General features: G+C 69.3%; 24 protein-coding genes. 14 read left to right on the forward strand and 10 right to left on the reverse strand.

Features of this window, described 5'->3' with window-relative positions; genetic code table 11:
- Window positions 1–12 precede the first annotated feature (12 nt).
- The 3 genes from LBW94_RS15045 to LBW94_RS15055 all read right to left on the reverse strand — a co-directional run bounded on the left by LBW94_RS15045 (window position 13) and on the right by LBW94_RS15055 (window position 3,791).
- A complete protein-coding gene (locus LBW94_RS15045) occupies window positions 13–1,236 on the reverse strand; it encodes an amidohydrolase family protein (protein WP_225062251.1) in 1,224 nt (407 codons plus the stop codon).
- A gap of 123 nt (window positions 1,237–1,359) precedes the next feature.
- Window positions 1,360–2,010, reverse strand: a complete 651-nt coding sequence (locus LBW94_RS15050; protein WP_416276902.1) for an arsenate reductase ArsC — start codon at window positions 2,008–2,010, stop codon at window positions 1,360–1,362.
- A 167-nt stretch (window positions 2,011–2,177) separates the two neighbouring features.
- Window positions 2,178–3,791 (reverse strand): succinic semialdehyde dehydrogenase, encoded by a 1,614-nt coding sequence (locus tag LBW94_RS15055; protein WP_225062249.1) that lies wholly within the window; start codon window positions 3,789–3,791, stop codon window positions 2,178–2,180.
- Between the two features lie 136 nt (window positions 3,792–3,927).
- Here LBW94_RS15055 and LBW94_RS15060 point away from each other — a divergent pair, with 136 nt between their 5' ends.
- Window positions 3,928–4,761, forward strand: a complete 834-nt coding sequence (locus tag LBW94_RS15060) for a crotonase/enoyl-CoA hydratase family protein (protein WP_225062248.1) — start codon at window positions 3,928–3,930, stop codon at window positions 4,759–4,761.
- On the opposite strand, the gene LBW94_RS15065 is transcribed toward LBW94_RS15060, so the two are convergent.
- Window positions 4,762–5,391 carry a TetR/AcrR family transcriptional regulator; helix-turn-helix transcriptional regulator gene (locus LBW94_RS15065; RefSeq protein WP_225062247.1) on the reverse strand — a complete coding sequence of 210 codons (630 nt, stop codon included), beginning with the start codon at window positions 5,389–5,391 and terminating at the stop codon, window positions 4,762–4,764.
- Between the two features lie 125 nt (window positions 5,392–5,516).
- Between LBW94_RS15065 and LBW94_RS15070 the strand changes: the two genes are divergently transcribed.
- Both LBW94_RS15070 and LBW94_RS15075 read left to right on the forward strand, forming a co-directional pair.
- A complete protein-coding gene (locus LBW94_RS15070) occupies window positions 5,517–5,948 on the forward strand; it encodes a hypothetical protein (RefSeq protein WP_225062246.1) in 432 nt (143 codons plus the stop codon).
- 88 nt (window positions 5,949–6,036) lie between these two features.
- Window positions 6,037–6,639, forward strand: a complete 603-nt coding sequence (locus tag LBW94_RS15075; protein ID WP_225062245.1) for a hypothetical protein — start codon at window positions 6,037–6,039, stop codon at window positions 6,637–6,639.
- Window positions 6,640–7,222: 583 nt separating this feature from the next.
- Here the strand turns inward: LBW94_RS15075 and LBW94_RS15080 are convergent.
- Entirely contained in the window at window positions 7,223–8,074 is an 852-nt protein-coding gene (locus LBW94_RS15080; protein WP_225062244.1) for an SDR family NAD(P)-dependent oxidoreductase, read from the reverse strand.
- 121 nt (window positions 8,075–8,195) lie between these two features.
- Between LBW94_RS15080 and LBW94_RS15085 the strand changes: the two genes are divergently transcribed.
- On the forward strand, window positions 8,196–8,729 hold the full coding sequence (locus LBW94_RS15085) for a PadR family transcriptional regulator (RefSeq protein ID WP_225062243.1): 534 nt from the start codon (window positions 8,196–8,198) through the stop codon (window positions 8,727–8,729).
- A gap of 9 nt (window positions 8,730–8,738) precedes the next feature.
- Here LBW94_RS15085 and LBW94_RS15090 read toward each other — a convergent pair whose 3' ends face one another.
- From LBW94_RS15090 to LBW94_RS15100, 3 genes are all read right to left on the reverse strand, one after another.
- A complete protein-coding gene (locus LBW94_RS15090) occupies window positions 8,739–10,301 on the reverse strand; it encodes an acyl-CoA synthetase (protein ID WP_225062242.1) in 1,563 nt (520 codons plus the stop codon).
- A gap of 115 nt (window positions 10,302–10,416) precedes the next feature.
- Entirely contained in the window at window positions 10,417–10,620 is a 204-nt protein-coding gene (locus LBW94_RS15095) for a ferredoxin (protein ID WP_225062241.1), read from the reverse strand.
- Window positions 10,620–11,426, reverse strand: a complete 807-nt coding sequence (locus LBW94_RS15100) for an SDR family oxidoreductase (protein WP_225062240.1) — start codon at window positions 11,424–11,426, stop codon at window positions 10,620–10,622. Before LBW94_RS15100 ends, LBW94_RS15095 begins: the two co-directional genes overlap by 1 nt.
- Before the next feature lie 353 nt (window positions 11,427–11,779).
- On the opposite strand from LBW94_RS15100, the gene LBW94_RS15105 reads away from it, so the two are divergent.
- The 8 genes from LBW94_RS15105 to LBW94_RS15140 are packed head-to-tail and all read left to right on the forward strand — an operon-like array spanning window position 11,780 to window position 19,387.
- On the forward strand, window positions 11,780–12,532 hold the full coding sequence (locus tag LBW94_RS15105; protein WP_225062239.1) for an SDR family oxidoreductase: 753 nt from the start codon (window positions 11,780–11,782) through the stop codon (window positions 12,530–12,532).
- Complete coding sequence (locus tag LBW94_RS15110; RefSeq protein ID WP_225062238.1) at window positions 12,529–13,422, forward strand: NAD(P)-dependent oxidoreductase; 894 nt, start codon at window positions 12,529–12,531, stop codon at window positions 13,420–13,422. Before LBW94_RS15105 ends, LBW94_RS15110 begins: the two co-directional genes overlap by 4 nt.
- Window positions 13,419–13,820: a carboxymuconolactone decarboxylase family protein gene (locus tag LBW94_RS15115; RefSeq protein ID WP_225062237.1), complete on the forward strand. Its 402-nt coding sequence runs from the start codon at window positions 13,419–13,421 to the stop codon at window positions 13,818–13,820. The genes LBW94_RS15110 and LBW94_RS15115 overlap by 4 nt, the downstream gene beginning before the upstream one ends.
- Window positions 13,821–13,830: 10 nt before the next feature.
- A complete protein-coding gene (locus LBW94_RS15120) occupies window positions 13,831–15,315 on the forward strand; it encodes an FAD-dependent oxidoreductase (protein WP_225062236.1) in 1,485 nt (494 codons plus the stop codon).
- 35 nt (window positions 15,316–15,350) lie between these two features.
- Window positions 15,351–16,211, forward strand: coding sequence for a TIGR03619 family F420-dependent LLM class oxidoreductase (locus LBW94_RS15125; RefSeq protein ID WP_225062257.1), 861 nt, complete (start codon window positions 15,351–15,353; stop codon window positions 16,209–16,211).
- Between the two features lie 59 nt (window positions 16,212–16,270).
- Window positions 16,271–17,596, forward strand: a complete 1,326-nt coding sequence (locus LBW94_RS15130) for a glycosyltransferase family 4 protein (RefSeq protein ID WP_225062235.1) — start codon at window positions 16,271–16,273, stop codon at window positions 17,594–17,596.
- Window positions 17,590–18,321 carry a class I SAM-dependent methyltransferase gene (locus LBW94_RS15135; RefSeq protein WP_225062234.1) on the forward strand — a complete coding sequence of 244 codons (732 nt, stop codon included), beginning with the start codon at window positions 17,590–17,592 and terminating at the stop codon, window positions 18,319–18,321. The genes LBW94_RS15130 and LBW94_RS15135 overlap by 7 nt, the downstream gene beginning before the upstream one ends.
- Window positions 18,308–19,387 carry a prenyltransferase gene (locus tag LBW94_RS15140; RefSeq protein WP_225062233.1) on the forward strand — a complete coding sequence of 360 codons (1,080 nt, stop codon included), beginning with the start codon at window positions 18,308–18,310 and terminating at the stop codon, window positions 19,385–19,387. Before LBW94_RS15135 ends, LBW94_RS15140 begins: the two co-directional genes overlap by 14 nt.
- 25 nt (window positions 19,388–19,412) lie before the next feature.
- On the opposite strand, the gene LBW94_RS15145 is transcribed toward LBW94_RS15140, so the two are convergent.
- Both LBW94_RS15145 and LBW94_RS15150 read right to left on the reverse strand, forming a co-directional pair.
- A complete protein-coding gene (locus LBW94_RS15145; protein WP_225062232.1) occupies window positions 19,413–19,772 on the reverse strand; it encodes a DUF1304 domain-containing protein in 360 nt (119 codons plus the stop codon).
- A gap of 63 nt (window positions 19,773–19,835) precedes the next feature.
- Window positions 19,836–21,473: a GMC family oxidoreductase gene (locus tag LBW94_RS15150; protein WP_225062231.1), complete on the reverse strand. Its 1,638-nt coding sequence runs from the start codon at window positions 21,471–21,473 to the stop codon at window positions 19,836–19,838.
- A 249-nt stretch (window positions 21,474–21,722) separates the two neighbouring features.
- On the opposite strand from LBW94_RS15150, the gene LBW94_RS15155 reads away from it, so the two are divergent.
- Window positions 21,723–22,967 carry a cytochrome P450 gene (locus LBW94_RS15155; protein ID WP_225062230.1) on the forward strand — a complete coding sequence of 415 codons (1,245 nt, stop codon included), beginning with the start codon at window positions 21,723–21,725 and terminating at the stop codon, window positions 22,965–22,967.
- An 82-nt stretch (window positions 22,968–23,049) separates the two neighbouring features.
- Complete coding sequence (locus LBW94_RS15160; RefSeq protein ID WP_225062229.1) at window positions 23,050–23,532, forward strand: glutathione peroxidase; 483 nt, start codon at window positions 23,050–23,052, stop codon at window positions 23,530–23,532.
- The last annotated feature ends 4 nt before the right edge of the window (window positions 23,533–23,536 follow it).

Genomic DNA, 23,536 nt, shown 5'->3' on the forward strand with positions numbered 1-23,536 from the left:
TGGCTCCTGCCTCTATCGCATCGCGGCGGATTCGGTGGACACCCCGAGGAGTTCGGTGGCGTTGTCGCGCATGATCTTCCGGATGTCGGCCGGCCCGAACGCCGACAGCTCGTCGACGAAGGACAGCGGATCCGCCAGGCCCTCGCCGTGCGGCCAGTCGGAGCCGAACAGGATCCGGTCCACGCCGATCACCTCGGCCAGCCGGACCAGGTCGTCCTCGTAGTACGGTGCGACCCAGACGTGTTCGCGCAGCGCCGCCACCGGATCGCGGCGGAAGGACCGTGGGGCCTGATTGGCCAGTTTGCGCAACCGCTTGGCGAGCCGGTGCACCCATTCCGAACCGTTCTCGATGCTGGCCACCCGTAGCGTCGGATGCCGGTCGAAGACGCCGTGGACGATCAGCGATGCCATCGTGTCGTGGATTGCCCGATCGTCCACCAGCAGGGTGTCCAGTGGATCGCCGCGGCCGAACGGCTCGAAGGTCTCCTTCCCACCCCACATGGCCGCGATCCGCAGATATCCGCTGTCGCCCAGATGGAATGCCACCGGCACCCCCGCCTCGGCCAGCCGGGCCCAGACCGGATCGTGGGCCCGGTCGCCCAGTGAGCGCGGCCCGGTCGCGCCGGGTACGGGAGCCGGGCGCATGTGCACCAGGCGGGCGCCGCCGGCCAGCACCTCGTCGACCTCGGCCGCCGCGGCCCCGGGATCGGCGAGCGAGATCATCGGCGCGGTGAGTACCCGATGGTCCGGGCGATCGAAACCCCAGTCCTCGTCCAGCCAGCGGTTGAACGCGTGCAGTGAGGCCATCGTCGCCGGAACGTCTTCGCGCAGTGCCTGTTCCACCCCGCAACCGAAGGTCGGGAACAGCACCGCGGTGGCCAGGCCCTGCCGTTCGATCACCTCGACCCGGGCCGCGCGCTGCCGGTATTCCGGTCGCAACTCCTGCCGCTCCACCTGCATCAGCCCCGACCGGTCGACCCCGTCCGGCACCTGACCGCGGAACAACAGGTCGAGGCAGCCGGGCACGATGATCGGGTCGAAGGCCGGATTGGGGATGAACCGGTTGACCCGGTCACCGATGACGGCGGTGTAGTGCCCGCCGTCGCTGACCATCCGGACGCCGCGCCGCCGGAAGGCCCGGTCCAGATGCCGGGTGAACGCGTCCAGCGGTTCGTAGTAGTGGTTGTCCAGATCGATCGGCCGGTCGTCGGGCTGCTCGCCGGCGAGGTCGGTCATTCGCGTCCCTTCCGTCGATGCCGGCCGAAGATCCACCGCTGCTGACTTTTTCACCGAGCGGGGCGAGCCGCGACCGCTGTGATGTCACGTACTGTACGCCTATCTATAATGCGATACAGAAAATCAGCCCGCCACCGGGATGTGCAGATCGGACAGCAGTTGCAGCACCCGGCGGCGCAGATCATCGCGAATGGGCCGCACCTGCGTCAGCGACAGCCCCGCGGGATCGTCGACGATCCAGTCCTCGTAGTAGGTGTCCGGCAGCAACGGGCAGGTGTCGCCGCAGCCCAGAGTGATGATGATGTCGGCGGCCCGGACGATCTCGTCGGTCCACGGCTTCGGATATTCGTCGGTGATGTCGATGCCGGTCTCCGACATCGCCGCGATCACGGCCGGATTCAACCGGCGGCTCGGCTCGGTGCCGGCCGACCAGCCGATGGCGCGGCCACGGGCGAGCTGGAGGAAGAAACCCAGCGCCATCTGCGAGCGACCGGCGTTGTGGGTGCACAGGAACAGCACGATCGGCCGCGACTGCGCCACGCGCCCTTCGGCTTTCGCCTGGGCCAGCAGCCGCTGCCGGGCGAAGCGTTCCGCCAGCACCGGAAGGTAGAAGGTGACGCTGGCCTGGGTCACCAGCCGGTCGTAGGAATCGTGCAGTATCCGGCGCACCGCGGCGCGATCGAAGACGGTCGCGAATTCCGCGCGTAGTCGGATCTCGGCGCGGGACAGCGCCGTCGGGTGATCGAGCTCCAGAAGTCGGTAGGCCGGAGTCAGCGTTGCGTATCCGACCCGCTTCCGGTGATCGGGCTGAGACACCGTCCCAGGGTCGCAGCCGCGGATTGCGGGCAGGTGAACCGTGTTCTGCGCCCAGTCGACCGAATTCGTGCCGCCCGGAACGGATATCCCGGCACGGGACGAATAGTTCTGCCGCCCCGCCGATTTCAGCGCAGTCGCCACCGCCGCAGCAACCGCAGGGTGAGCAGCGTACTGCCGAGCTGCTTCTCGTACGCCATTCCGGCCCGCGCCGACAGGATCTGCCGTTTCTGCACGCCGATGTTCACCGTATCGGTGTATTTCAGCAGGCCCGCATCGCCGTGCCGGGTACCGACGCCGGACTGTTTCACGCCGCCGGACGGCGTGGCCTTGGCCGAATAGCTCGCCACGAATCCGTCGTTGACGTTCACGTTGCCGGCCTCCAGCCGATCCGCGATCCGGGTGGCGCGGGCCGTATCCCCGCTCCACACGCTGGCATTGAGACCGTAGGTGGTGGCGTTGGCCAGCCGGATCACCTCGTCCTCGTCGTGGTACCGGTACAGCGTGACCACCGGGCCGAAGGTCTCCGCGGTGGCGTGCACCATCTCCGCGGTGACCCCGGTCAGCACGGTCGGCTCGTAGAAGGCCGGGCCGATATCGGGGCGCGCGGCACCACCGGTCAGGACGGTGGCGCCCTTGGCGCGGGCATCGGCCACGTGCGCGGCCACCCGCTCCAGGTGCTCGACCGAGACCAGCGAGCCGAAATCCGCGGTGTAGTCGTAGGTCGCGGCCGCCGTCGACCCCAATTCCGCTGCGGCGGTCACGAATCGGCGCTCGAACTCGTCGTAGACGCGATCGTGCACGTAGATCCGCTCGATGTGCATGCACGCCTGGCCGCTGTTGGCGAACACCGCGAACAGCGCGCCCGGAATCGCCTCGTCGAGTTTCGCGTCGTCCAGGACGATCATCGGATTCTTGCCGCCGAGTTCCAGGCTGCATCCGATGAGGTTGCGGCCCGCACGTTCGCCGACGGTGCGCCCGGTGGCGGTGGAACCGGTGAACATGACGAAATCGCTGTGGTCGATCAGGGCCGGGCCGACATCCGGACCGGCGCCGCACACCACCTGCATCAGGCCCGCCGGCAGCCCGGCCCGATACAGCAGCTCCACCCCGAACAGCGCGCACAGCGCGGTCTTGTTGTCCGGCTTCAGCACCACGCCGTTGCCCGCGATCAGGGCGGGCACCGCGTCGGACAGCGCGATGGCGAACGGGAAGTTCCACGGCGCGATGACCGCGACCACGCCCTTGGGCCGGTGCTGTTCGATGCTGGCGCTGATGATCGGCATCGCGCCACCGCGCCGGGCGGGCTTCAGCACCCGCTTCGCCGTCTTCAGATAGTGGCTGATCACCATCGGCACATCGCAGGATTCCTCGAAGGCCATCCGCCGGGTCTTGCCGCACCCGATCTGGATCAGATCGGCGATGGTGTCGTGCTCGGTCAGAATCAGCTCGTGCGCCCGCTCGAACACCGCCAGCCGCCGCGCCACCGGCCACGAGGCCCATTCCTGTTGCGCTGCACGGGATCTCGCAGCGGCCTCGGCCACATCCTCGGGCGAGGACTGTGGCAGCGCACCGACCACCGCGCCGGTGTACACCTCGGCCATCCGGTACGGCTCGCGCTCCGCACCGGCGACGCCCGCGACCACCCGGCCGGTCAGCCGATCGATGAGCGCCGGCGTGATCCGTCCCGGCACCGTGGCCGTGCCGCCGGACCCGGCCGTCTCCGTCGCCGTCGTCTCCATCGCCGCTCCCTCCGTCGTCGCACCGCCGCTCTCGTGGCAGAACCGGACCGTCTCAAACTAGAACACGTTATTGTTTTGGACAACAGTGCGGGGTAACTTCGTCCACGGCCCCGCCCGCACACGAGAAGGAGCAGCGATGGCTGAGTCGACCGGGTCCGCCGGGTCCATTGCGGAGACCGAGGCACAACCGCACGCCCTCATCGAGCGCCGCGGCCACACCCTGATCGTCACGATGAACCGCCCGACCGTGCGCAACGCGCTCTCCGGCGAAATGCTGGAACTGATGGTGCAGGCCTGGGACACCGTCGACAACGACCCCGAGATCCGCAGCTGCATCCTCACCGGCGCCGGCAACGCGTTCTGCGCGGGCGCCGATCTGAAGGCGATGACCCGCAACGATCCCGGCAAGAACATGAGCGAGGGCGGCGCGTTCGACCCGGCCCGCATCCCCGGCCTGCTGAAGGGCCGCCGCCTCACCAAACCGCTGATCGCCGCCGTCGAGGGCGCCGCGATCGCGGGCGGCACCGAGATCCTGCAGGGCACCGATATCCGAATCGCCGGGGAGAGCGCGAAATTCGGCATCTCCGAGGCCCGCTGGTCGCTGTATCCGATGGGCGGCTCGGCGGTGCGGCTGCCCCGCCAGATCCCCTACACCGTCGCCTGCGACCTGCTGCTGACCGGCCGGCACATCACCGCTCGTGAGGCCCTGGCGTACGGCTTGATCGGCCATGTCGTCCCCGACGGCACCGCGCTGACGAAGGCGCTGGAGATCGCGGAGCTGATCGACAACAACGGCCCGCTCGCGGTTCGCGCGATCCTGAAGACCATCCGCGACAGCGAGGGCATGCACGAGGAGGAGGCGTTCGCGGCGGATGCGAAGGTCGGGCTCGGCGTCTTCCTCAGCGACGATGCCAAGGAGGGCCCGCGGGCCTTCGCGGAGAAGCGGAAGCCGCAGTTCAAGGGACGCTGATCAGCGTTTGGCCGCCGTCAGCCCGAGACTGACGGGTACGGCGGCGAAGGACTCGCGCAGGCGGTCGACCAGAGCCGGTCGGCCGCCTGCGCCGTCGTCGCGCACCCAGTCGCGCCCGGCGATGCTCCAGCCGGTGGTGGCGAGTTCGGCGAGGATCCGCAACCGCAGATCGTCGGCCTCGAGCACGAGTTCCCTTGCCAGCGTGGCGATCACCTCGCGCTCGACCTCGGTGCGGTGGTACTCCACATATCCGAGCAGGGCGGGTGTGGTCAGGATCAGGCGCCGGGTCGCGACATAGCGGGTGTCCCAGTCCACCGGCAGCGCACCGAGCGCGGCGATCAGACTGTCCCGCAACACATCCAGCACCGGCCCGGAGCCGGCCCGGCCCGGCAGCGCGGCGAGATATCCGGCCCACAACTCGGTTTCGGCCTCGACCGCCGCCGCCTCCTTCGTGGCGAAGGTACGGAAGAACGTGCTGCGCGAAACCTCCGCGGCATCGACCAGTTCCTCCACCGTGGTGGCGTCGAATCCACGCTCGGCGAACAGCCGCAACGCCGCGTCGCCGAGCGCGCGCCGAGTGCGCAGGCGTTTGCGTTCCCGGAGCGGCAGCGTGCGATCGTCCGGGTCCATGTCCGGCATCGTAACCCAGCCGATCCTCAATTCCATAAGACATCGAGTACCTATTGAGACTTGAAATCTTCTGATACTCAGTGTCAGAATGGGTCGTACGGTATCCACCCGGTAAGGAGCCCACCATGACCACCACCCTCAACCCGTCGATCGTCGGCCAAGCGGAGAAGCACCACTCGGCGGTCCTCACCCGCGCACTGTCCGGCACCACCCTCGACGAACAGCAGTGGGTCACCCTCCATCTGGCCCTGGCCGCCGACGCCCCGATCGAGCGCACCGCGCACGTCACCCGCACCGCCGGCCTCACCCGCTGGGAGCCCGCCGCGGTCGAGGCCGCACTCGCCCGGCTGCTCGACACCGGCCTGCTCACCGCCCTCACTGAGAACCGCATCGAGGTCACCGCACCCGGACGCGCCCTGGCCGCCCGGATACTGGCGGAGACCGGCGACATCGTCTCCCGCGCTTACGATTCGGTGTCCCCGGAGGACCTGGCGATCACCGCGCGGGTGCTCACCACCATCACCGCCCGCCTCTCGGCGGAACTGTCGTCACGGTGATCGGGTGACCCACGACGCCCGATTTCCGGATGCCCGACCCCGGTGCCGCGCTGAGGATCAGTGGGTTGTCGTCGCGAGGGGGGTCGAGGTGGGTTCGCCGGGATCGGGGCCGTCCGGCTACAGCGAGTCGCCGGCCACCGTCGCCGACCAGGTGACCGCCGCCTTCGACCAACTCCCGGAGGCCGCCCGGGGCGCCCACCCCGGCTCCCCGACCAACCCGGACCTCGCGAAACAGCAAGGCGTGGCGGACGGCCGACTGATCGCGAGCGGCAACGCCACCGACGCCGACCTGCAACGAATCGCCGCCCGACTGGCCGCGGCCGGGATCACCGCCGAGGACGTCGCGGCCATCAACGCCGGCCGGCAGGTCGAACTATCTGCGGAACAATGGAATTACCTGCACGAGTTCTACAACACCGCCGGCCTGAACGGGACGGCGTCGATGAGCGAACGACTGACCGCCCTCCACGACACCACGGCCACGGTCGCCGACCGGCTGAACACCCTCGCCAACCCGAATGTGCACTCCGCAGGCCAGGATCCGCTGCGACCCCCGGCGTCCGCCCGACCGGCGGGCTGTACCAACTACCCCCCGACCTGCGCGACGTTCCGACCGCGGACTACAAGGTCATGCCCGGCCGCCCCAACGCCAACCTGGGCGCCTACGGACTTTCGCGAGTCGCATACATGACGGACCTGGCGGAGGCGGGTTTCCGCCTCCGGCCGGAGCACGAAAAAGAGATCTGGATCCAGGATTCGCGCGTGAAGAAGGGTCCGATCCAGACCAAGGGCACCGCCGATCTCGTGACCCGCGTCGACCCTTGGATCGGGGCCGTGGAGATCAAGAACGAGCACGACACCCTGGCCATCACCGATGATCGGATAGCGAAAGCCGCGGACCTCCTCATCGCGACCACGGAATCCCTCGACCGACTCACCTGCCGTTTCGAATGGACCACGAATCCGAGCATAGATGCCGGCGTCGGCCTCGATTCGACTCGCAAGGCCACACCCGAGGCGCGGTGGCGCGCCAATATCGAAAAGGTGAAGTTCACTCCGCTGCCGGGACATCGGCAGGACATCTGGATCCGGGACATGTGCGTCAAGCAAGGCCCCGATCCAGACCAAAGGCACAGTCGAACTCACCACCTGGATCGGGACCTCGAGATCGTCAACGAGCACCACACCCTGGCGATCGCCGATGATCAGATAGCGAATCCGCGGACCTTCTCATCGCGACCATGGAACCCATGGGCTACCAGGCAATTACGCGCTCAGCGCGCCCCGGCCTTCCGCGCCGCCGCGTTCAACCCGAACGCACCCGCCACCGCCCGGTCCCGCACCGGATCGGGCAGCGCCGCCAAGGTGGCGAACAACCGCACCCCGGTACCGGCCGCATAGTGCCGCTTGGGCTTTCGCGCACCCACAGCCCGCACCACCGCCGCCGCCACCGAATCGACCGGTCCGGGCGACTGCCGCGCCTCGACCTTCGCCACGGCCGCGAGCTGCGCGCTGTACAGCGCGCCCGAGTCCGCCGCGAGCGTCGCGGCCGCCACCTGATCCGCCTTGGCGAAGATCTGGGTATCGGTGCCGCCGGGTTCGATGACCACCACCGGGATGCGCCAGGCCGCCAGTTCGCCGCGCAACGCGTCCGACAGGGACACCAGCGCCGCCTTGCTGGCGCCGATCGGGCCGAGGAACGGGATCGGTACCCGGGCGGTGGGTGCGCTGATGTTGACGATCCGGCCCTGACCGGCCCGGATCAGCGGCAGGAAACTGCGGCACACGTAAGCGGGGCCGAGGGTGTTGACCTCGAACTGCCGCCGCAGCTCTGCGGGCGCCACCAGTTCCAGCGGGCCCCGGACGATGATGCCCGCGTTGTTGACCACCGCCCGCAGGCCCGCGTCGCCGACCTCTCCCGCCACCAGTTCCGCGGCGGCCGAGACGCTTTCGGGATCTGTGACGTCGATCGGGATCGGCCGCAGGCCGGGCCGCGGGGTGGCCGGGGTGGTGTGCACGCCCGCGTAGACGGTGTATCCGCGGCGGACCAGCAGGTCGGCGGTCGCCGCACCGATCCCCGCACTCGCTCCCGTGATGAACACATTCCCCTGCCCGGACTCGGACATGGTTCCTCCAGGTGTCGAATTTGACATGTTACTTTGAACAGGTGACCCGCAACGAACCCTCTCATGTGTGCAGGGACATGTCAATAGGAACATGTCCGCACGAACAGCACGGTGGTGTGTCATGTCGCTGAGGCATGCCCTGCTGGGACTACTGGCCGAACAACCCGCCAGCGGCTGGGATCTGACCCGGCGCTTCGACGAACTGCTCGGCTCGGTCTGGCCCGCCGGGCATCCGCAGATCTACGGTGAGCTGCGCAAACTCCAGCAGGACGGGCATATCGTCGTGGACGGGGAGGGGCCGCGCGGCCGCAAGGACTACCGCATCACCGATACCGGGCTGGCCGAGGTGCGGCGCTGGCTGATCGAGGTCGACGTGGATCACACGTTCCGCCTGGAGCCGCTGCTGCGCTCGGTGTTCTTCTGGCTGCTGACGCCCGACGAACTCGCCGACTACCTCGAGCGCGAGGCCGCCTTCTATCATGGCCTCGCGCAATCGTTCCGGAAACTGGCCGCCGCCAAGGACAACGGTGATTTCGGCTTCACCCCGCAGACGACCTCGCTGCGCACCACCGCCGAGGCGGGGATCCGGATCACCGAGGCGCTGGGTTCCTGGGCGGAGTGGGCCAACCCCCGCAGCCCCGATGACGCGGTGTGAGAAGGAGATTCAGCCCTCGTGGTCCGGGGCGCGCCCGGCCGCGTGGTCCTTGGCCCAGCGATAGTCCGGCTTCCCGCTCGGGGTGCGGCCGACCACGTCGACCACCCAGACCCGGCGGGGCAGCTTGTATCCGGCCAGGTGGCCCCGGACGTGCCGGGCCAGATCCGCGTAGTCGAGCGACTCCGCGCCCGCGAGCGCGACCACGGCGGCCACCTGCTCACCCCAGCGGTCGTGCGGCACTCCGATGACCACCGCGTCGTAGACGGCCGGGTGCGCCTTCACCACGGCCTCCACCTCCTCGGTGAACACCTTCTCGCCGCCGGTGTTGATCACCATGTTGCCGCGGCCCAGCAGCGTGATCGCACCGTCGGGCTCCACCCGGGCGCGGTCGTCGGTGACGACCATGCGGGCGCCGTCGACAGTGCGGAACAGTGTGGCCGAGCGCGCCGGATCCTTGTAGTACCCGATCGGGACGTTGCCGGTCTTGGCGACCCAGCCCTCCTCGCCCGGTTCGACGGGGCGGCCCTCGTCGTCCACCACCAGCGCGCCGCGACCGATGTTCACCCGCGGCCCGCGGCCGGGATCGTCGTCCTTCTGCGCGAAACCGATTCCACCGAAACCGGTTTCGGAGGATCCGATGGAGTCGGTCAGCATCGCCTGCGGCAGCAGCTCCAGCATGGCGTTCTTCACCGGCTGCGAGAGCAGGGCCGCGCCGGACCCGACCGAGAGCAGCGAGGAGGTGTCGACGGGTTCGGCGCGCAAAGCGTCGATCAGCGGGCGCGCCATCGCGTCACCGGTGATGACCATGACCTGCGGCCGCACCTCGGACACCACCTGCCACACCCGCCGCGGCGCGAACCGCGGCTCGAAGACCACCCCGCTGCCGGCCCACAGCGCCGCGAAGGTGGGCATCATGGCGGCGGCGTGGATCAGCGGCGGCAGCACGAACCACAACCACGGATCGTTGCCGGAACCGTTGCGGGACTGCTGGTACTCGTCCTCGACCGGGACGCCGGTGTAGAAGTCGATACCACCGCCGAGCACCCGCCACATGTCCTCCTGCCGCCAGATCACGCCCTTGGGCAGACCGGTGGTGCCGCCGGTGTACATCATGAACCGGTCGTCACCGCTGCGCGGCTCGAAATCCCTTTCCGGCGAAGCGTTCTCGAAGGCCGACTCGTACGGCTGCGACCCGCTGGGCAGCCCGGCGCCGCCCTGGTCGTCCTCGACCACCAGCGTGTGCCGCAGTCCCGGGACCAGCGGCCGCACCGCGTCCACCGCCGCCGCGTAGCAGCGGTGGTGCACCAGCGCCGTCAGATCGGCGTTGTCGTAGACGTAGCGCAGTTCCTCCGGCCCGTAGCGATAGTTGATGTTGATCGGCACCGCGCGCAGTTTGAAGCAGGCCAGGAGGGTTTCCATGGTCTCCACGCCGTTGTGCATCTGGAAACCGACGTGCGCATCCCGGCCGATGCCCGCCGCGGCGAGGTGGTGGGCCAGCTGGTTGGCGCGGCGATCCAGCTCACGGAAGGTCACCCGCCGATCGTCCGCGATGACGGCGATCCGGTCCGGCATCGCATCCGCGGCATGTTCGAAGAGTCGGCGAAGTTGTTCGGCATGTGCGGTTCTCTCGGTCGAGCAGCGGGCGACGGCGGCGAGGGGAGACTGACGGCGACTCACCCTGCGGTACTTACGATTTCGGATCATCCTCGATGAGGGTCAGCGCCTGGGTCGGGCAGTAGCGCACCGCGGCGCGGACCGCCTCGATATCGGTCCCCGGATCGTCGCGCAGCAATTCCACTTTGCCGTGCTTCGGCACCGCGAACACCGCGCTCGCCTCGTCCTGGCAGACCGCGTGCCCCTGGCACAAATCCAGATCGATCTCGATGCGCATCAGCGCTCACCTCCGGACTCGTTCGTATTCCGTACGCGCAGTGGCGCTTCCGGTTGCACCTCGACCAGCACCAGATGGGCGCCGCGCGGGGTGGAGACCACCGCGCCCACCGCGCGGGCGATATCGGAGGCGCGCAGGAAGTAGGAGTGCCGGGCGAAGCCCCAGCGCACCCACTCCTCCAGCACCGGTCCGATCGATTCGGGCGCGGCGTTGAGACCCATACCGGTCTGGGTCGGCCCCGGCCGCACCACCGAGGCGCGGACGCCGGTGCCCTCCAGTTCCATCCGCAGCTGGTGGCCCATCGCCTCCAGGCCGGATTTGGCGGCGTTGTAGGCGCCCATCGCGGGCCGCGGAATGTCCGCGCAGTCGGAGCCGATCAGCACGAAATCGCCGCGCTGCCGCTCGACCATGCCCGGGATCAGCCGGTTCGCCAGCCATTGCGCACCCACCAGATGCACGTGCACCTGGCGCAGGAACAGCTCCGGATCCATCGTGTAGGAGTGCCCGAACTCCAGGTCGCCGGCCCCTGAGACCGCGATCTCGATCGGACCCAGCGCGGCCTCGGCGGCGGTGACGAATTCGTCCACGGAGTTCAGATCGGTGACGTCGAGCCGATGGGTGAACGCCTCGCCGCCGTCGGCGCGGATCTTCTCGGCCAGGGATTCACAGATCTCCACCCGGCGCGCGCCCAGCGCGACCGGGTGGCCCTGTTCGGCCAGCGCCAGCGCGGTGGCGGCGCCGATCCCGGAGGAGGCGCCGGCCACCAGGGCCGGACGACGCTGGGGATGCGGTGCGAAACGGGGCATCAGCGAACCTCCACGCTGATCGGAACCAGCGGTCCGTGCCCATCTTCGGGCAACGTGGAAGACACATAGCTGGACATGTGTCTGGACGCTACCACCGGCAACCCGCCTCGACAATGCCTTCCGCGCACCGTACCCGAACGCTGGAATTGAAACGGGTTCTTGCGCCTGGAGAGTGCACGAACCTATAGTCCGTACACGTGTCCGGACACCAGAGGAGTTACCGATGAGCAGGTGCGACGACGCCTCCTCCGGTAACTGCCGACACTCCGGCATCGGCCGCGCAACCCGCGTCGCCGGAACAAGGACCATCCCGCACCGACATTGACCGCGCCCGCCGAACAGGAGCTCTCCCCATGACTCGTTTCACCGGACGATCCGCGATCGTCACCGGCGCTGCCCGCGGCATCGGCGCCGCCTACGCCCGCGCACTGGCCGCCGAGGGCGCCAAGGTGGTCATCGCCGACCTGAACGCCGAAGCGGGCGAACAGGTCGCCAAGGAGATCAACGCCGGCGGCGGCACCGCCGTCTTCCGCACCGTGGACGTCTCCGATCCCGAATCCGCCACCGCCCTGGCCGAATTCACCGTCGCCGAATTCGGCGCCATCGACCATCTGGTCAACAACGCCGCCATCTACGGCGATATGAAGCTCGACCTGCTGCTGACCGTGCCGTGGGATTACTACAAGAAGTTCATGGGCGTGAACCTCGACGGCGCGCTCAACGTGACCCGCGCGGTCTGGCAGCCGATGTCCGCCAACGGCGGCGGCTCCATCGTCAACCAGTCCTCCACCGCCGCCTGGGTGTACTCCGGCTTCTACGGCCTGGCGAAGGTCGGCATCAACGGCCTCACCCAGCAATTGGCCTACGAGCTGGGCGGTTCCAACATCCGGATCAACGCGATCGCACCCGGCCCCACCGACACCGAGGCCACCCGCACCGTCACCCCGGGCAGCATCGTCAAGGACATGGTGAACCGGATCCCGTTGAAGCGCATGGGAACTCCGGAGGACATGGTCGGCGCCTGCCTGTACCTGCTGTCCGACGACGCGGCCTGGGTCACCGGCCACATCCTCAACGTCGACGGCGGTCAGGTGTTCCGGGCATGAGCGCCGGCAGCGAAACCCCAACCGGGCAGGTCGGTTTCATCGGCCTCGGCGATATGGGCAAGCCGATGGCCGAGCGGTTGCTCGCCTGGCCCGGCGGGCTGGTGGTGTGCGATCTGCGGCCCGAGGTGGTCGAACCGTTCACCGCCGCCGGCGCCAAGGCGGCGGCCTCCGCGGCCGAGGTGGCCGCGCAGGCCGAGGTGATCTCGGTGGTCGTTGTGAACGACGCGCAGGTCCGCGCGGTGGTGGCCGGGCCCGACGGCATCCTGAGCGCCGCCCGGCCCGGCACCGTGATCGCGGTGCACTCCACCATCGCCGATTCCACCGCGATCGAGCTGGCCGCCGAATGTGCCGGTCACGGTGTGGATCTCGTCGACGCCCCGATCAGCGGCGGCGCGGTGGGCGCGCAGCAGGGCCGGCTCGCCGTCATGGTCGGCGGCGAACGCGCGGCCTACGAGCGGCTGCGGGAACCGTTGCGCTGCTTCGCCGATCTCATCGTGCACGCGGGCGGGGTCGGCGCGGGCACCCGGATGAAGCTGGCCCGCAACCTGTTGCACTTCATCTCGTTCACCGCCGCCACCGAGGCGCAGCGGCTGGCCGAGGCAGCGGGCCTGGATCTGGCGAAACTGGGCCGGGTGGTACGGCATTCCGACGCCGTCACCGGTGGCGCGGGCTCGATCATCCTGCGCGACAACACCGCCCCGATCCCGGCGGACGACTTCTGGTTCCCGATCCTGTCGCACGTCCGCAATCTCGGCGAGAAGGATCTGTCCCTCGCGCTGGCCCTCGCCGACCGCCTGGATCTCGAATTGCCGCTGGCCCGGCAGGCTTTCACCGAACTCGGTACCGGCCTCGGCGTCGGCGCCGGCGAACTCGCGAAGGAGCAGTCATGAGCGGCAACGGCTCCGCACCCGATCCGGAGCGCCGGGCCCGCGGCGTGGCCCGGATGAGCGAGGTGTACGGCATGGAGTTCACCGACGGTCCCGGTGAGCATTTCGCCGTGACCGCGGACCATCTGTTCGCCGACATCTGGAACCGGCCCGGCCTGACCGTCCGCGACCGGCGGCTGCTGCTGATCGGCGCGCTGTCCGCGCAGGGCTTCTTCGACGTCGCCGAGATCCAGATCGGCGCGGCCCTGAACAACGAGGAGCTCACCGGCGAGCAGTTGCACGAGATCGCGGTGTTCCTCAGCCATTACGTGGGCTGGCCCGCCGGCACCAAACTCGAGAACATCGCGGGCAAGGTGACGGCGCAACGCAAGAAGCGCGAATCCGCCCGAGAGAGCAAGTGAGGTATCGCTGATGTCCGAGACCGCGACCGTCCGCCCGCTGCGCGCCGCCGAGGTGACCGAGTGGGACCTGACCGCCGACGTGGTCGTCGCCGGCTACGGCATCGCCGGGGCCTGCGCGGCGATCGAGGCCGCCCGCGCCGGGGCCGACGTCCTGATCCTGGAACGCACCAGCGGCTGGGGCGGCGCGGCCTCGCAGTCCGGCGGTTTCGTCTACCTCGGCGGCGGCACCCCGCTGCAACGCGCCCTCGGCTTCGAGGACACGCCGGAGAACATGGAGAAGTTCCTGGTCGCGGCGCTCGGACCGGGAGTGGACACCGCCAAGATCCACGACTACTGCCAGGGCAGCCTGGAGCACTTCGACTGGCTGGTCGAGCAGGGCGTGCCGTTCAAGCAGGAGTTCTGGGGCGAGCCCGGCTGGGAGCCGCCGCACGACGAGGGCCTGATGTATTCCGGCGGCGAGAACGCCGCCCCGTTCAACACCATCGCCACGCCCGCGCCGCGCGGTCATCTGCCGCAGATGCAGAACAAGCGCACCGGCCAGAAGGGCGGCGGCTACATGCTGATGAAGCCGCTGTCCGACACCGTCGAATCCCTGGGTGTCCGAGCCGAATACGACGTCCGGCTGCAACAGCTGGTGGTCGGCGACGACGGCCGAGTGGTCGGCGTCGTCGCCCGGCGCTACGGCAAACCCGTGCTGGTCCGCGCACTGCGCGGGGTGGTGCTGGCCACCGGCAGCTTCGCCTACAACCAGCAGATGATCGAGAACTACGCGCCGCGGCTGATCGGCCGCCCCGGCGCCGCCATCGAGGAACACGACGGCATCGGTATCCGGGTCGCCCAGTCGCTCGGCGCGGACCTGGCCCACATGGACGCCACCGAGGTGGCGTTCTTCGGCGATCCGCAACTGCTGGCCCGCGGCATCCTGGTCAACGGGCGCGGCCAGCGCTACATCGCGGAGGACACCTACGGCGGCCGGGTCGGCCAGGCCACGCTGATCCAGCAGGAGAACCAGGCCTATCTGATCATCGACGAACAGTCGCTGGAACAAGCCCTCACCACCGAGACCGCCACCCCCTTCTTCCGGCAGCCGCCGAAGTGGGCCGCGGAGACCGTGGCGGAGCTGGAGTCCGACATGGGCCTGCCCACCGGCGCACTACAGACCACCGTCGAGGTCTACAACCGGCACGCCGCCGACGGCGAGGATCCGCTGCTGGGCAAGAAGCCGGAGTGGGCGAAGCCGATCGGCACCCCCCTGGCCGGTTTCGACCTACGCGGTTTCACCGCGGGCTTCACCCTCGGCGGGCTGCGCACCGACCTGGACTCCCGGGTGCTGCACGTGTCCGGCGAGCCGATCCCCGGCCTGTTCGCGGCGGGTCGCTGCACCTCGGGAATCTGCGCGGGCGGCTACGTCTCCGGTGCCTCGCTCGGCGACGGCAGTTTCTACGGCCGCCGAGCGGGTATCGCCGCCGCGGCGGATATTCCTACAAAGGAATAGTATTCGCCATGCCCGGAGGAAAGGACCACAGGCTCATGCGCTTCGGCATCGTCCTGTTCACCAGCGACCGCGGCATCACCCCCGCCGCGGCCGCGAAGGCGGCCGAGGAGCGGGGGTTCGCCTCGTTCTTCGTCCCCGAACACACCCACATCCCGGTGAAACGCGCGGCCGCGCACCCGGTGACCGGCGATGCCAGCCTGCCCGACGACCGGTACACCCGGACCCTCGACCCGTGGGTGGCGCTGGCCACCGCGGCCGCGGTCACCGAGCGCATCGAATTGTCCACGGCGGTGGCCCTGCCCACCGAGCACGACCCGATCACCCTGGCCAAGACCATCGCGACCCTCGATCACCTGTCCGGCGGCCGGGTCACGCTCGGCGCCGGCTTCGGCTGGAACACCGACGAGCTCACCGATCACGGCGTGCCCGCCGGCAAGCGGCGCACCGTGCTGCGCGAATATCTGGAGGCCATGCGGGCGCTGTGGACGCAGGAGGAGGCCGCCTACGACGGTGAGTTCGTGCAGTTCGGGCCCAGTTGGGCCTGGCCCAAGCCGGTGCGCCCGGATCTGCCGGTGCTGATCGGCACCGCCGGAACCGAACAGGGTTTCCGGTGGATCGCCCGCTCCGCCGACGGCTGGATCACCACCCCCTACGAACACGACCTGCTGCTCGAGCGCCTGCGGCTGCTGACGAAAGTCTGGCAGGACGCCGGGCGGACGGGCGCGCCCCGGGTGGTCGCGCTGGCCGGGCGGCCCGATCCGGCGCAACTGGCCGAATGGGCCGCGGCCGGTGTCACCGACGCGCTGTTCGGGCTGCCCGACAAGCCGCCGGACGAGGTGCTGGGCTATCTGGACCGGCTGGCGGCGAAACTGGCCGCCACGGGCGGGCCGGGATAACGGCCGATCGGCCACCCCGTCCCACCTTTTTGTTCCTCTCGAAGAATGCGAGACCCCCTGTGCGTATTGCCCTGCTGTCGTATCGCAGCAAGACCCACTGTGGCGGACAGGGGGTCTATGTCCGGCATCTCAGTCGCGGCCTGGCCGAACTCGGCCACGAGGTCGAGGTGTTCTCCGGCCAGCCGTATCCGGAGCACCTCGATCCCCGGGTGCGGCTGACCGAGGTGCCCAGCCTGGACCTGTACCGCGAACCCGATCCGTTCCGCACGCCACGGCCGAGCGAACTGCGCGACCGCATCGATGTGCTGGAACTGGCCACCATGTGGACGGCCGGATTCCCGGAGCCGCGCACCTTCAGCCTGCGCGCGGCGCGGCTGTTGCGCGCGCGGGCGGGCGATTTCGACGTGGTCCACGACAATCAGTGCCTCGGCTCCGGACTGCTCGACATCGGCCGGCGGTTGCCGCTGGTGGCCACCGTGCACCATCCGATCACCCGGGACCGGACCCTCGATCTGGCCGCCGCGCGCTGGTGGCGCACACCGTTCGTGCACCGCTGGTACGGCTTCCTCGGCATGCAGCAGCGGGTGGCTCGGCAGATTCCGGAGCTGATCACCGTCTCGTCCTCCTCCGCGGCCGACATCCGCGACGACTTCGGCGTCGCGGCCGGGCAGTTGCGCGTGGTGCCGCTCGGGGTGGACACCGCGCTGTTCCGCCCGCGTCCCCGGCTGCGCGCGCCCGGCCGGATCGTGGCGGTGGCCAGCGCGGACAAGCCGCTCAAGGGCATCGCCCATCTGCTGCGGGCGGTGGCCCGGCTGCGCGGCACCCACGAGATCGATCTGCGGCTGGTGGCCAAGCTGGAACCGGACGGCCCGACCGAGAAGCTGATCGCCGAACTCGGTCTGTCCGACGTGGTCACCGTCGTCGCCGGATTGTCCGACACCGAACTGGCCTTCCTGCTCAGCTCGGCCGAGATCGCCTGCATCCCGTCGATGTACGAGGGCTTCTCACTGCCCGCGGTGGAGGCGATGGCCAGCGGCGCCGCGCTGGTGGCCAGCCGCGCGGGCGCGCTGCCGGAGGTGGTCGGCGACTGTGGGGTCCTGGTGGAACCGGGCAATGTCGGGGAACTGGCCGCCGCGATCGGCGCGCTGCTCGACGATCCGCAGCGCACCGCCCGCCTCGGCGTCGCCGGGCGGCGCCGGGCGCTGTCGGTGTTCAGCTGGGAATCGGTTGCCGCACAGACCGTCTCGGTGTACGAGGAGGCGATCGAGCGGCACACCGGACAGCCGTTCGCACCACCACACGAGACCGCCGGATCCGGCGACGCGGACCACACCCCGGCCGGAGGCACCGGCCGGACGAGCGCGGAGGAGGCGCAGGCATGCTGACCGTCGACTTCGATCGGCTCCGGATCGGCCCGGGAGTCCGGGTCATCGATGTGGGCTGCGGCCAGGGCCGGCACTCCTTCGAGGCGTACCGGCGCGGCGCGGATGTGGTGGCCTTCGATCAGAGCGCCGACGACCTCGCCGACGTGAAACTCGTGTTCGGCGCCCTGGCCGAGGCGGGCGAGGCCCCCGAGTACGCGAAAGCCGAAGCGGTACAGGGTGATGCGCTGGCATTGCCGTATGCCGACGGCGAATTCGACGTGGTGATCGCCTCCGAGATCCTGGAGCACATCCCCGACGACGACCGCGCCGTCGCGGAACTGGTCCGGATACTGAAACCCGGTGGCGGACTGGCGGTCACGGTACCGCGCTGGCTGCCGGAACGGATCTGCTGGCTGCTGTCCGACGAATACCACGCCAACGAGGGCGGCCACGTCCGGATCTACCGGGCCGACGAACTGCGCCGCAAGATCACCGGCCACGGCTTGCGATTCGTGCACCGCGCACACGCGCACGCCCTGCACGCCCCCTACTGGTGGCTGAAATGCGCGGTGGGCGTGCGCAACGACGACCATCCGGCGGTCACCGCCTATCACCGGCTGCTGGTCTGGGACATGATGCAGCGCCCACCGGCCACCCGGCTGGCCGAAGCCGCACTCGATCCGCTGCTGGGTAAGAGTGTGGCCCTGTACTTCTCGAAGCCGGGGGTACCCGGTGCCCGCCGCTGAGCCGCCTGCCCTACCCGGCATCCTGACCGCGGCCCAATGCCGGCAAACGGCCGAATCCATCGCCGCGGCACAGGAATCCGACGGGGCCATCCCCTGGTTCACCGGTGGCCACACCGATCCGTGGGATCACGTGGAGAACGCGATGGCGCTGACCGCCGCGGGTCTGCCGGACGCCGCCCGCGCGGCATACACCTGGTCCGCCCGCAACCAGCGGCCGGACGGCTCCTGGCCGTCGCAGTTCCGGGCCGGGATCATCGAGAGCGAGGACGTCGACACCAACTTCTGCGCCTACCTCGCGACCGGGATCTGGCACTACTACCTCTGCACCGGCGACCGGACCTTCACCGCGCGGATGTGGCCGCATGTGCGCGCCGCGATCGACTACGTGATCTCGTTGCAGCGCGGCGGTAACGGCGAGATCCCGTGGGTACGCGGCGCCGGCGGCGGCATCATCGACGAGGCGCTGCTGACCGGCTGTGCGAGCATGTTCCACAGCATCCGGTGCGCACTGGCGCTGGCCGATCTGCTCGGTATCGCGCAGCCGGAGTGGGAGGTGGCGGCACTGCGGCTCGGCCACGCCGTCCGCTACCACCCGGACGCCTTCGCCACCAAGGACCGCTACTCGATGGACTGGTACTACCCGGTGCTGTGCGGCGCCTTCCACGGTCCCGCCGCGCTGGCCCGGATCGACTCGCGCTGGGACGATTTCGTGGTCGGCGAGCTCGGCATCCGGTGCGTCGACGACCGGCCGTGGGTGACCGGCGCCGAGACCTGCGAGCTGGTGCTGGCGCTGGACACCGTCGGCGACCGGACCCGGGCCCGGCGGCTGCTGACCGCCATGCAGCACCTGCGGGAGACCGACGGATCCTATTGGACCGGACTGGTTTTCGCCGACGGCAAGCGCTGGCCCGAGGAGCGGACCACCTGGACCGGGGCCGCGATGATCCTCGCCGCCGACGCCCTCTCGCGCACCACCGGCGGCAACGGGATCTTCCGGGAGTTCGCCGCGACCGCCGACGTCACCGCCGCCGGTCTCGCCTGTGATTGCCTGGCGTCGCGGCCCTGAGTCCCGGCCCGCGATCACCCGAGTCTCAGCCCGCGATCACGACGGCGAGCAGCGCCACCGCGGCGGGCAGCGACTGGGCGAACCAGGCCCGGCTCGCCCCGTTGACGGTGCCGTACACCCCGGCGACGATCACGCACAGCAGGAAGAACACCTTGAACTGATAGCCGGCGTGCCCGGCGGCCAGGCCCCACAGCAGCCCGGCCGCCAGGAATCCGTTGTAGAGCCCCTGATTCGCCGCCAGCGTGGCGGTCTCGGCGGCGAATTCGGCGGTGGTGCCGAACACCTCGCGCGCTCGCCGGCCGCGCCACAGGAACATCTCCAGCACCAGGATGTAGCAGTGGATCAGCGCGACGACCACCACCAGCACGTTCGCAACCACGGTCATGGCGCCACATGCTAAAACCAGGCCATCGCGCGGCGAATTGCGACACACCGCACGTACCCGGGATCACCCCCGGCCGAGGATGAACTCCGCGGCCTTCTCCCCGATCATGTAGCACGGCGCGTTGGTGTTGCCGCCGGTGATGCTGGGCATGATCGAGGCATCGGCCACCCGCAGGCCCTCGATGCCGCGCACCCGCAGCTGCGGGTCGACCACCGCGCGCTCGTCGACACCCATCCGGCAGGTGCCGACCGGGTGGTAGACCGAGTGCACCCGGTTGGGCAGTTCCCGCCGCAGCGCCGTCTCGTCCGCGAAATCCGGTCCGGGCGAGAGCTCCTCGGTGACCGAACCGGCGATGGTCCGGTGCGCCATCACCTCCCGGATCAGCCGGATGCCCTCGATCAGGAAGTCCGCGTCGGCCGGATCGGACAGGTAACCCGGATCGATCAGCGGCGCCTGCAACGGATCCGCCGAGGCCAGCCGGAGTTCGCCGCGGCTCTGGGGATAGATCAGGGTCGGGAAGATGGTCATCGCCGCGCGGCGATCCACCATGTGCAGCTTGTCCTCGTCCTGATTCGGGAAGGGGTAGGCCCACGGCAGGGTGTGGATCTGCATGTCCGGCACCTCCTTCGCGAACTTGGTCCGCACGAATCCGGCCACCTCGAACACGGTGCGGCCGAACCAGGAACTGCCGCGGCGGAAGGTCTCCTGCAACACACCGGAGGCGAAATGCGACGGAATGCCGCGGTGCAGCGCCTTCTTCGAGACGAAGGTCATCGGCACGAACAGGTGGTCGTGCAGGTTCTGGCCCACCGGCAGATCCGCGTGCACCTCGATGCCGAGATCGCGCAGCTGCCCGGCCGGGCCGATCCCGGACAGCAGCAGGATCTGCGCCGACCCCATCACACCGCCGGACACCACGACCTCCTTGCCGGCCCGGATGATCCGCCGCGAATTCCCCTCGAGCACCTCGACGCCGGTGGCCCGGCCGTGCTCCACCACCACCCGTGCCACGTGCGCGCCGGTCAGCACGGTCAGGGTCGGATTCGACCGGTTGGTCAGGTACCCGCGAGAGGAACTGTAGCGCAAGCCATCCCGCACGCTCTGCTGGAAGATGCTGATGCCCTCCTGGGATTCGCCGTTGTAGTCGGCGATCCGGGGCGCGCCGAGGGTCTCGGTGGCGGCGGCGATGAACTCCTGCGCGATCGGGGTGAGCTCCTGCTGCCGGGTCACCTCGATCGGGCCGCCGGCGCCACGGAATTCGTCGGCGCCGCCCTCCCAGTTCTCCAGCCGCTTGTAGGCGGGCAGCACGTCGTCGTAACTCCAGCCCGTGCAACCCGCCGCGGCCCAGGAGTCGAAGTTGGCCCGGTTGCCGCGGACGAACAGCATGCCGTTGACCGAGCTGGAACCGCCGAGCACCTTGCCGCGGGTCATCGGGACCTCGCGCTCGTTGGCGTGCTTCTGCGGAATCGAGTACTGCGACCAGGTCACCTTGTGCTTCAGCTGCGGCACGGTGTGCACCATCGTGATCATGCCGGGCGTGGTGACCAGCCGGGTGTCGTCCTTGCGACCGGCCTCGAGCAGGATCACGGACGCACCGGTCTCGGCGAGCCGGCTCGCCACGGTGGCACCGGAGCTGCCCGCGCCGATGACGACGTAATCGGCCTCGGTGGCGGACGACGGGGTGCGCGCTGAGTCGGTCATGGTCGATGGTCCTCGCTGATCGGTCGGAGTTGTCGCGGGCGGACCGCGTACAACCCGGCGCGGCACCGCCTCGGATCACTGTAGAACAAGTTCTAATCTTGGTGAAGATACCGCTACTCGATGCCAGGCGGAACCACCGCTCGGATACCGGTCATTTCGCCGAGATGACCAGCAAACTCATGCTTCAATCAAGGTAGAACTTGTTTCATTTCTAATGTCGGCGCAACGCTGCGCCCACAGGAGGAAGCCATGTCGGCTCCAGCCTCGTCCGATCCCCTGCTGCCACCCGGATTCAACTTCACCGATCCCGATCTCTGGCACGTACGCTCCCCGGCCGCGGAGTTCGCCGCGCTGCGCCGCACCAGCGGCGTGTGGTGGAATGCGCTCGCCGACGCGGATTCGGCGCCGTTCCACGACGGTGGCTACTGGGTGGTGAGCCGGCACGAGGACGTCAAGGAGATCTCCCGGCATCCGGAGCTGTACTCCTCCAACCGCAACGGCGCGATCATCCGGATGCCCGCCTACACCACCGCCGAGCAGCTGGAACTCACCGCCGACGCACTGCTGGTGAACATGGATCCGCCGCGGCACACCAAGATTCGGCGCATCGTCTCGCAGGGCTTCACCCCGCGCGCGGTGGAGAGCCTGCGCGCCGCGCTGACCGAGCGGGCCGCGCGGATCGTGCACGCCGCCAAGGATTCCGGCGGCGGCGATTTCGTGGAACAGGTCGCCGCCGAACTGCCGTTGCAGGCCATCGCCGATCTGCTCGGCGTGCCGCAGTCGGACCGCCGCCGCCTGTTCGAGTGGTCGAACAAGCTGATGAACACCGAGGATCCGGAGTTCGCGGGCGAATCCATGACGGCCAATGCCGAATTGCTCGGCTACGCCTGGAACATGGCCGAACAGCGCCGCGCCGCACCGGCCGACGACATCGTCACCCGGCTGGTGTCCGCCGACATCGACGGGGAGGCACTGGGTTCCGACGAATTCGGCTTCTTCGTACTGCTGCTGACCGTGGCCGGCAACGAGACCACCCGCAATGCGATCACCGCGGGCATGAAGGCGTTCGTGGACCATCCCGGGCAGTGGGAGCTGTTCCGGGACCGGCGGCCGGCCACGGCGGCCGACGAGATCGTGCGCTGGGCGACGCCGGTGACCGCGTTCCAGCGCACCGCGACCGCGGACCACGACTTCGGCGGGCAGCGCATCGCTGCCGGACAGCGGCTCGGATTGTTCTACGGCTCGGCCAATTTCGACGAGACGGTCTTCGCGGATCCGTTCGCCTTCGACGTGCTGCGCGATCCCAACCCGCACGTCGGGTTCGGTGGCACCGGCGCCCACTACTGCGTGGGCGCGAACCTGGCCCGGCTGGAGATCGACCTGATGTGCAACGCGATCGCCGACACTATGCCGGAACTGCGGCAACTCGAGGAGCCGCAACGGCTGCGGCACGGCTGGATCAACGGCATCAAACACTGGCGGGTCGCCTACTGAGACACCGGCGGGTCGCCTGCCGGCCGCCGCGCGCACCGAAGCGGAGCTACCGCCTCAGCTTCCGGGAAACTAGGATCGGGTCGTGACGATTCGTGACATCCCGGTACGCACGCTCTCCGACGAACCCACCACCCTGGCCGACCTGCTCGGCGACAAGGCGCTGCTGGTGGTGAACGTGGCCTCGCGCTGTGGCCTCACTCCGCAGTACACCGGCCTGGTGGAACTACAGAAGGCCTACGGCCCGCGCGGTTTCAGCGTCGTCGGCGTGCCCTGCAACCAGTTCATGGGCCAGGAGCCCGGCACCGCCGCGGAAATCCAAGAATTCTGCTCGACCACCTACGGCGTGGATTTCCCGCTGCTGGAGAAGGTGGAGGTCAACGGCGAGGGCCGGCATCCGCTGTACGAGGAATTGACGCAGACTCCGGATGCCGAGGGCGCCGCCGGCGATATCCAGTGGAATTTCGAGAAATTCCTGGTCGACCGCGACGGCAAGGTGGTCCGATTCCGGCCGCGCACCGAGCCGCAGGACCCGGCTGTGGTCGCCGCCATCGAAGCGGCGCTCTGACCGA

It is taken from the genome of Nocardia sp. alder85J (assembly GCF_020176955.2).
Lineage (GTDB): Bacteria > Actinomycetota > Actinomycetes > Mycobacteriales > Mycobacteriaceae > Nocardia.

Bases quoted from the DNA above. Each gene is read 5' to 3' on its own strand.
- LBW94_RS15090 (WP_225062242.1), bottom strand. From the start codon at position 10,301: ATGCCGGACCGGATCGCCGTCATCGCGGACGATCGGCGGGTGACCTTC.
- LBW94_RS15070 (WP_225062246.1), top strand. From the start codon at position 5,517: ATGACCACCACCCTCAACCCGTCGATCGTCGGCCAAGCGGAGAAGCAC.
- LBW94_RS15055 (WP_225062249.1), bottom strand. From the start codon at position 3,791: ATGGAGACGACGGCGACGGAGACGGCCGGGTCCGGCGGCACGGCCACG.
- LBW94_RS15060 (WP_225062248.1), top strand. From the start codon at position 3,928: ATGGCTGAGTCGACCGGGTCCGCCGGGTCCATTGCGGAGACCGAGGCA.
- LBW94_RS15085 (WP_225062243.1), top strand. From the start codon at position 8,196: ATGTCGCTGAGGCATGCCCTGCTGGGACTACTGGCCGAACAACCCGCC.
- LBW94_RS15095 (WP_225062241.1), bottom strand. From the start codon at position 10,620: ATGCGCATCGAGATCGATCTGGATTTGTGCCAGGGGCACGCGGTCTGC.
- LBW94_RS15080 (WP_225062244.1), bottom strand. From the start codon at position 8,074: ATGTCCGAGTCCGGGCAGGGGAATGTGTTCATCACGGGAGCGAGTGCG.
- LBW94_RS15145 (WP_225062232.1), bottom strand. From the start codon at position 19,772: ATGACCGTGGTTGCGAACGTGCTGGTGGTGGTCGTCGCGCTGATCCAC.
- LBW94_RS15065 (WP_225062247.1), bottom strand. From the start codon at position 5,391: ATGGACCCGGACGATCGCACGCTGCCGCTCCGGGAACGCAAACGCCTG.
- LBW94_RS15150 (WP_225062231.1), bottom strand. From the start codon at position 21,473: ATGACCGACTCAGCGCGCACCCCGTCGTCCGCCACCGAGGCCGATTAC.
- LBW94_RS15110 (WP_225062238.1), top strand. From the start codon at position 12,529: ATGAGCGCCGGCAGCGAAACCCCAACCGGGCAGGTCGGTTTCATCGGC.
- LBW94_RS15115 (WP_225062237.1), top strand. From the start codon at position 13,419: ATGAGCGGCAACGGCTCCGCACCCGATCCGGAGCGCCGGGCCCGCGGC.
- LBW94_RS15125 (WP_225062257.1), top strand. From the start codon at position 15,351: ATGCGCTTCGGCATCGTCCTGTTCACCAGCGACCGCGGCATCACCCCC.
- LBW94_RS15135 (WP_225062234.1), top strand. From the start codon at position 17,590: ATGCTGACCGTCGACTTCGATCGGCTCCGGATCGGCCCGGGAGTCCGG.
- LBW94_RS15045 (WP_225062251.1), bottom strand. From the start codon at position 1,236: ATGACCGACCTCGCCGGCGAGCAGCCCGACGACCGGCCGATCGATCTG.
- LBW94_RS15120 (WP_225062236.1), top strand. From the start codon at position 13,831: ATGTCCGAGACCGCGACCGTCCGCCCGCTGCGCGCCGCCGAGGTGACC.
- LBW94_RS15155 (WP_225062230.1), top strand. From the start codon at position 21,723: ATGTCGGCTCCAGCCTCGTCCGATCCCCTGCTGCCACCCGGATTCAAC.
- LBW94_RS15105 (WP_225062239.1), top strand. From the start codon at position 11,780: ATGACTCGTTTCACCGGACGATCCGCGATCGTCACCGGCGCTGCCCGC.
- LBW94_RS15100 (WP_225062240.1), bottom strand. From the start codon at position 11,426: ATGCCCCGTTTCGCACCGCATCCCCAGCGTCGTCCGGCCCTGGTGGCC.